This window comes from Nocardiopsis listeri, assembly GCF_020741345.1.
In the GTDB taxonomy this organism is placed as follows: domain Bacteria; phylum Actinomycetota; class Actinomycetes; order Streptosporangiales; family Streptosporangiaceae; genus Nocardiopsis; species Nocardiopsis listeri_A.
In genome coordinates this window covers 1-7,246 of record NZ_DYZD01000102.1, presented here as the reverse complement: position 1 = coordinate 7,246, position 7,246 = coordinate 1, and the positions used below count along the sequence as shown (strand labels likewise).

6 protein-coding genes are annotated in these 7,246 nt (G+C 68.9%); 4 read left to right on the top strand and 2 right to left on the bottom strand.

What is annotated here, in order from left to right; translation table 11 throughout:
* Together K8V84_RS06305 and K8V84_RS06300 are read left to right on the top strand one after the other, a co-directional pair.
* On the top strand, positions 1-2,768 hold a 2,768-nt coding region (locus tag K8V84_RS06305), incomplete at its 5' end, for an ATP-binding protein (protein WP_304071640.1).
* A 6-nt stretch (positions 2,769-2,774) separates the two neighbouring features.
* Positions 2,775-3,416: a two-component system response regulator gene (locus K8V84_RS06300; protein ID WP_304071639.1), complete on the top strand. Its 642-nt coding sequence runs from the start codon at positions 2,775-2,777 to the stop codon at positions 3,414-3,416.
* Positions 3,417-3,590: 174 nt separating this feature from the next.
* Here the strand turns inward: K8V84_RS06300 and K8V84_RS06295 are convergent, their stop codons facing one another.
* The gene (locus K8V84_RS06295) at positions 3,591-4,751 is read right to left on the bottom strand and encodes a PAS domain-containing protein (RefSeq protein ID WP_304071637.1); all 1,161 of its coding nucleotides are present in this window, start codon (positions 4,749-4,751) and stop codon (positions 3,591-3,593) included.
* A 128-nt stretch (positions 4,752-4,879) separates the two neighbouring features.
* On the opposite strand from K8V84_RS06295, the gene K8V84_RS06290 reads away from it, so the two are divergent.
* Both K8V84_RS06290 and K8V84_RS06285 read left to right on the top strand, forming a co-directional pair.
* A complete protein-coding gene (locus tag K8V84_RS06290; protein WP_304071634.1) occupies positions 4,880-5,650 on the top strand; it encodes an ANTAR domain-containing protein in 771 nt (256 codons plus the stop codon).
* A 224-nt stretch (positions 5,651-5,874) separates the two neighbouring features.
* The gene (locus tag K8V84_RS06285; protein WP_304071632.1) at positions 5,875-6,219 is read left to right on the top strand and encodes an STAS domain-containing protein; all 345 of its coding nucleotides are present in this window, start codon (positions 5,875-5,877) and stop codon (positions 6,217-6,219) included.
* Positions 6,220-6,243: 24 nt separating this feature from the next.
* Here the strand turns inward: K8V84_RS06285 and K8V84_RS06280 are convergent, their stop codons facing one another.
* Positions 6,244-7,221, bottom strand: coding sequence for an anti-sigma factor RsbA family regulatory protein (locus K8V84_RS06280; RefSeq protein ID WP_304071642.1), 978 nt, complete (start codon positions 7,219-7,221; stop codon positions 6,244-6,246).
* Positions 7,222-7,246 lie beyond the last annotated feature (25 nt).

The following is a 7,246-nucleotide window of genomic DNA, read 5'->3' as shown; positions in this document are numbered from 1 at the left end:
GTACCGAGGGCAAGCTGGGCGGTCGCGCCAGCGTCAAGGGCGTCTCCGGCATCTGGAACGACCTCACCGAGAACGTCAACTCGATGTCGCACAACCTGACCACTCAGGTGCGCAACATCTCCGAGGTGACGACGGCGGTCGCCGCCGGTGACCTCACCAAGAAGATCGACGTCAACGCCCAGGGCGAGATCCTCGAAGTCAAGACCACCGTGAACACCATGGTCGACCAGCTGTCGGCCTTCGCCACGGAGGTCACGCGTGTGGCCCACGAGGTGGGCAGCCTCGGGCAGCTGGGCGGTCAGGCCAAGGTCGAGGGCGTCACCGGAACGTGGAAGCAGCTCACCGACAGCGTCAACGAGCTGGCCGGCAACCTCACCACCCAGGTGCGAGCCATCGCCGGAGTCGCCAACGCCGTGGCCAAGGGCGACCTGACCCGCAACATCCAGGTCGACACCCGCGGCGAGATGGAAGAGCTCAAGGCCAACATCAACCTGATGGTGTCCAACCTGCGCGAGACCACCTCGGTGCAGCGCGACGCCGACTGGCTCAAGTCCAACCTCGCCCGCATCTCCGGACACATCCAGGGACACCGGGACCTCGACGAGCTGGCCCGCCTCATCATGAACGAGGTCACGCCGCTCATCGGTGCCCAGCACGGCGCCTGCTACCTGCCCGAGGACCAGGACCACGAGGGCGTCTTCCGGCTCTACGCGGGCTTCGGCTTCCAACCCACCGAACAGCGGCGACGCATCGTCAAGGGCCAAGGGCTGGCGGGTGAGGCGCTCGCCCAGCAGACCGAACAGCACGTCAGCAACATCCCGGCCGGGTACGTCAACATCGAGTCGGGGCTCGGAGACGCCGTCCCCAACCACCTGTACATCGTCCCGATCGTCACCGAGGGCCGTTCCCTGGGCGTCGTGGAGTTCGCCTCCTTCGAGGAGTTCCGCGAGATCCACAAGAACTTCCTGCGCCAGCTGGTCTCACTGCTGGGCACCACGATCAACACGATCCTGGCCAACAACCGCACCGAGCTGCTGCTCGAACAGTCCCAGCAGCTCACCAGCCAGCTGCGCGAACGCTCCAACGAACTCCAGCGCCAGCAGGAGGAGCTGCGCGGCATGAACGCGGAGCTGCGGCAGAAGGCCACCCAGCTGGCCAACCAGAATCGTGCGATCGAGCTGCAGAACCAGCAGATCCAGCGTTCCCGGAACGCGTTGGAGGAGCGCGCGCACCAGCTGCAGGTCTCGTCAAAGTACAAGTCCGAGTTCCTGGCGAATATGTCGCACGAGTTGCGCACGCCGCTCAACAGCCTGCTCATCCTGGCCCGTCTGCTCGCCGACAACGCCGAGCAGAACCTCACGCCCAAGCAGGTCGAGTTCGCCCAGACCATCCACAAGGCCGGCAGCGACCTGCTGCTGCTCATCGACGAGATCCTCGACCTGTCGAAGGTGGAGGCGGGCCGCGCCGAGGTGCAGCCCAGCGAGGTGTCCATCGCCCAGCTCGTCGACTACGTGGAGGCCACCTTCCGGCCGGTCACCGGCGAACAGGGGCTGGCCTTCGCGGTGGACGTGTCCCCGGACATCCCCGAGACCCTGTGGACCGACGAGCAGCGGCTCCAGCAGATCCTGCGCAACCTGCTCTCCAACGCCGTCAAGTTCACCTCGCAGGGCGAGGTACGGCTGCTCATCGAACCGGCCTGGGCACTGGAGGACACCGACCTCGACATGTTCGTCGAGAACGAGGAGGTCATCGCCTTCACGGTCGCCGACACCGGCATCGGTATCGCCGAGGACAAGCTCCAGGTGATCTTCGAGGCCTTCCACCAGGGTGACGGTGGGACCTCGCGACGCTTCGGCGGCACCGGCCTGGGCCTGTCCATCAGCCGCAACTTCGCCCGACTGCTCGGCGGTGAGATCCGGGTGCAGAGCATCTCCGGCCAGGGCTCCACCTTCACCCTGCTGCTGCCGGTGCGCCTGCCCGAGGACGCCGGGGAGGTCGTGGAACAGCCCCCGGCCCTGACCACGCCGCCCGCGCTGGAACAGGGACCGAACTCCCAGGACCCGCTCGGCGACGACGAACTCGACCTGCCCGACGAGGACTTCGACGCCGTGGTCGCGGCCCTGACCGATTCGAGTGAACCCGAGGAACCGCTGCCCATGGTGCAGGTCCTCAAGAGCACCGAACCCGAGGAACAGGGCGGGGAGGAACAGGTCGAGGCCCGCCCCGACCCCGAGCGCCGGGCGATCCTGGCGGGGCAGCGCGTGCTCATCGTCGACGACGACGTGCGCAACGTGTTCGCGTTGACCAGCGCCCTGGAAGCACAAGGGCTGGAGGTCCTGTACGCCGACAACGGTCACTCCGGCATCGAGAAGTTGGAGGCCAACGAGGACATCTCACTCGTCCTGATGGACGTGATGATGCCGGAGCTGGACGGTAACCAGACCACCCAGCGCATCCGTGAGATGCCCCAGTTCGCCGACCTGCCGATCATCTCGCTGACCGCCAAGGCCATGCAGGGCGACCGGGAGCGCAGTCTGGCGGCCGGTGCCACCGACTACGTCACCAAACCGGTCGACCTGGACCACCTGTTGGACGTGATGCGTCGTTGGCTCACCGCCGACCCGGAGGAGACCCGGGCGGGCGCCGCGGCCGACGATCGCCCTGGTGACACGAACGGTTCCGCCGACGTGCACAATGGCGACACAGGCCACGACGACGCCGGGGAGACCGGCGATGACGGCAACACCCCACCGCACGACTCGGAGTAAGAAGCAGTGACTCAGAAGGCCAACATCCTTCTCGTCGACGACCGGGACGAGAACCTCATCGCGCTGGAGGCGGCCCTCACCTCCCTCGACCAGAACCTGGTGCGGGCCAACTCCGGCGAGGAGGCGCTGAAGCACCTTCTGGGCACGGACTTCGCCGTGATCCTGCTCGACGTGATCATGCCGGGCATGGACGGGTTCGAGACCGCCGCGCACATCAAGCAGCGGGAGAAGACCAAGGATGTGCCGATCATCTTCCTGACCGCCCAGGAAGTCGATCGGCACCAGGTGTTCCGTGGTTACTCCTCGCGCGCGGTGGACTTCCTCATCAAGCCGTTCGACCCGTGGGTACTGCGCTCCAAGGTCGAGGTGTTCGTCGAACTGCACCAGCTCAAGGCGCAGATGCGAGAACAGGCCCGCTCGCTGCAACGGGTGCTCGGCCAGGAGACCGGCGAACCCGGCAAGGTGCTCGTAGAGCAGCTCGCCCAGCGTTCCCGTCAGGTCCAGTCGGACCTGGCCGACCTGCGCGAACACATCGTCGGCAACTACCAGGAGATCGATCAGCCGCTGGTGGACGCCGTCCGCCGGGTGGACCGTTCGGCCTCCCGCCTGTCCACGCTGGTCGACACCCTGCACGGTCCCGAGGAGTGACAGTGTTCGCCTTGCGCCTCCGCCGGCGCTTTGGCGTGTTCGGGTGTTTGGGAGTCGGGAATGGGTTGCAGGAGACGCTGTGGCACCCACGGTGTGATGGCTCGTTCCTCGCAATCCCACCTCCGGCACCTCCAGAACCCTGACGGCGCCCGAACGATAACCCCTCGTGGCCGATCAGAGTGGTCGAGGCGGCAGGGCCAGCCCGATGTGTTCGCCGATCTCCTCGATCAGGCCGAGGTCGGCCAGGCGGAAACTGCCCCGGTTGCTGCGTCGGATCAGGGTGAGCGCGCCCCGCACGCCCCGGCTGCCGCGCAGCGGAACCGACAGCAGAGAACCGGCGCCCAACACCGCCAGGACAGGGGCGCCGGCGCCCATGCTGCCCAGCACCGTCTCGTCCTCGATCAGTGGGAACAGCAACGACTGGCCGCGACCGAGGACCTCTCCGGGGATGTCGGAGTCGCTCGGGGGTAGCGCGGCCACCTCGTCGCGTTGGCCCTCGGGGGCGTCGGCCGGTCCGACGACGGCGGCGCGGCGGGCGGCCTCGGGGCCCTCGGGCAGGTCGCAGACGTCGATGATCACCCAGTCCGCGTAGGAGTCGGCCAGCAGGTCCGCGGCGTCGGCGAGCGCCAGGGCCTTGGTGGGGGCGGCATCGCGCAGCAGTAGACGGGTCATCCGGGTCAGCACGTCCAGGCGGCGGGCGGCGAGCACGACCACCTGATCCTCCACCTCCGGTTCCAACGGCGAGGGACCGTCCTCGTCGGCGCCGTTCATCGGTGGCGACATCGCCACCAGGACCAGGGGTTGGGCCTCGGTGGGCAGCTCCAACCGCGTCAGGGTCAGGTGCACGTCCTCGGCCCACCCGCGCTGTGCCAGCCGCGACTCCAGGGACGCGGGACCGTCACCCCGCAGTACCGCGGCCAGCCACGACTGCATCGCCGCGCGCTTGCGCAGGTCGACGAAGTGGGCGAAGGGCTTGCCTGTGACATAGCCGGGGGCGCCGCCCAGCTGCTCGGCGCCCGCGTTGTTGATCCGACGGATGTAGCCGTCATGGTCCAGTAGCACCACGGGCACGCTGAGTTCGTTGAACATCGCACGCAACAGGACACGGTCGTTGTCGTCGCCGCTGCGGCGGGGTTCGGCGGGTCCGCTGAGGGCGCGGGCCAGTTCTGCGCCCGCGTCGCCGAGCAGGCGTTCGGCGTAATCCAGCTCGGCGAGGGCGGCCTCCGCGGTACCCCCGGCGTCGTCCGGGTAGGTGGTATGAGTGTTGCGCAACGCCGCGACACGTTCACTCAGCGCGTTGATCTCGCGTTGCAGATCGGCGAGGTTGTCCGACACGCTCACGGTCTCCCGGTGGTCTTCGAGGGCGGGTGAGGACTTGCCGGAACGGTCCGGTGTCCGGTCGAGGCTTTTTCGAAGGTTACCTTTGGTGCGGGAGAGGGGCACGAGTCGAGGAGGTTCGCACGGTGTGGATCGAACACCTCGCCCGTGACATCGGCGCGCTCGGGCAGGAGGAGAACACCACCCCTGAACGCGCGCTGGACCAGATGAGTCGGGCCGCGGCGCTGAGCGTCCCCGGTTGTTCGGCGGCGCTCGTGGTGCTGTGGCGCGAGGTGGTCGGCCCCGACGGGTCCCGCCGCCACGTGGTCACCGACTACGGGGCCTCCCACTCCGACCTGTCCGAGGCCCTGGAACACCAGTACACGACCGACCAGGGGCCCACCGTCGAGGCGGTCCGCGAGATGAGCCAGGTCCGGGTGTCCGACGTGCTGCGCGAACAGCGCTGGCCCCGGTACACGAGCATGGCGGTCCAGTGCGGCGACCGCTCCTCCATCACCCAGCCCAGCGCCCTGCCCGGGGACGGCGACGAGGACCGTGTGCTCACCTTCGGGGTGCACTCCGGCCGCGCGGACGCCTTCGACGAGGGGGTCGGACCCGAACTCACCGCGCTGCTGGCCGAGCACTCGGCGATGGCCCTGCACACGGCCTTCAGGCAGACGGACGCCGCCCGGGAGTCCGCGCACATGCGTCGGGCCATGTCGGCGCGTACGGTGATCGACCAGGCCAAGGGGATCATCATGCACGCCCGGGGCTGCGACGCCGACGCCGCCTTCGCGGCCCTGCGGGAGGTGGCCCAGCGCAACCGCAAGCGGGTGGTGGACGTGGCCCGGGATCTCGTCGCGGAGAACACGGGTCCACAACCGCGCATGCGTCGCAATGGTGCGGATGGACGCTGAACCGGGACGTAAGCGGTCAATGGTGAACCGGGTCCGCACGTATGTGCGATGAACATGGTGGTACCCCGGTGAAAGACCTGGCAACAAGACCGCGGTGAGTCCGGAGCGTGACCGGAACGCGTCATGATGAGGGTTCGGGACCGTCGTGGCGCGCGACGGCGGTCGGCCCGCCTCACGGCGGGGCCGGGACCCACCCGGCGCAGTGAACGACAAGGAGACCGACCGTGACGTCAGACATCTCGATTCGCCGCGAGGATGGCGTCGCCGTCGTGACGCCCGCCGGTGAGATGGACGCGGTCACGTCCCCGGCACTGGCCGAGGCGTTGGACGAGGTCCTCGGCGACACCCCCAAAGGGGTGGTGGTGAACCTGGCCAAGGTCGGGTTCTGTGACTCCCGGTGCATCGGGGTACTCGTCGCGGCGTTCCGCCAGGCCCGAGACCTGGACGTCGGTTTCATCGTCACCGAGCCCCAGCAGCAGGTCAACCGGTTGTTCGTGATAGCGGGGATCGACCAGGTCATCCCGATAGGCGCCGGCACCGGCGACGCGGTCTCCGAACTCGGCGGCTGAACCGCGGACCGTGGGCCACCGTTCTCAAGGGCCGACCGGCGTGGTGCGCACGTCCTCTCCGGTCCGCGCCTCCTCGGCCTCCTCCCGGCCGATGACGGGATCCACGAAGTGCAACCGCACCAGCGACCCCGACTCGTCCCCGCAGATCTCCATGTAGTCGCAGATCTGCCGGGTGATCCACAGCCCGTATCCGCGGGGGCGCAGGCCATCGGCGGGGCGGTACCCCGTCAAGGGGTCACAGAGCCCGCCGCGTTCGTCGAAGACGTCGCACACCCACCGGTCGGGACCGCGCCACATCTGCACGGTCCCCTTGCCCGCCCCGTGCTCCAGCACGTTGGCCGCGAGCTCGTTGACCGCCACCACCAGACCGTCCACCCGGTCCCGGGGAAGGTCCAGGGCGCGCGCCAAGGAGTCGAGGTCGTCTCGCAGCCGCGGCAGGGACTGTTCGATCTCCAGACGGTGCACCGGGCTCGTCACCGGTAGCGGCTCCGGAGCCGGGCGTCGACGGCCGAACGCAGCGGTGCCCAGGTAGGCCGGGTTGGTGCACGGCCCCTCACCACCCACCAGGACGGGGTGGGTGGCCAGGATCGCCGAACGCGCGCCCGGGGGCAGCCCCCGCTCGTCGTGGACGCACAGCACGCGCATGCGCGTCGGCGCGAGCGCGGTGCTCAGCACCGACTCCATCCGGTGCCACTCGCGGTTCTCCATCGTCCCGTCCGCGGGCACGGGCGGTTGGCCCACCACCGTGACCGAGTCGTGCGCCAGGGACATGCGGTGCAGGGCCGCCAGCGTGCGGCCAGGGGCGTCGTAGAGGGTGTCACGGTCGACGACGCGCACCCGGCCGCGCTCCTGGGGGGTGAGCCCGTCGAGAAGCGCGGCCGGATCCGCTACGGCCAGGACGGTGTGGCCGTCTTCGCGTACCGCGGTGCGAAGCCGCTCCCGTACCACCTCGTGGAACCGTCTCTCCCTGCGGTAGAGCAGCCCCTGGTGTTCGAAGGTCATCGGTGGGGGTGGACCGCTCAGTGGG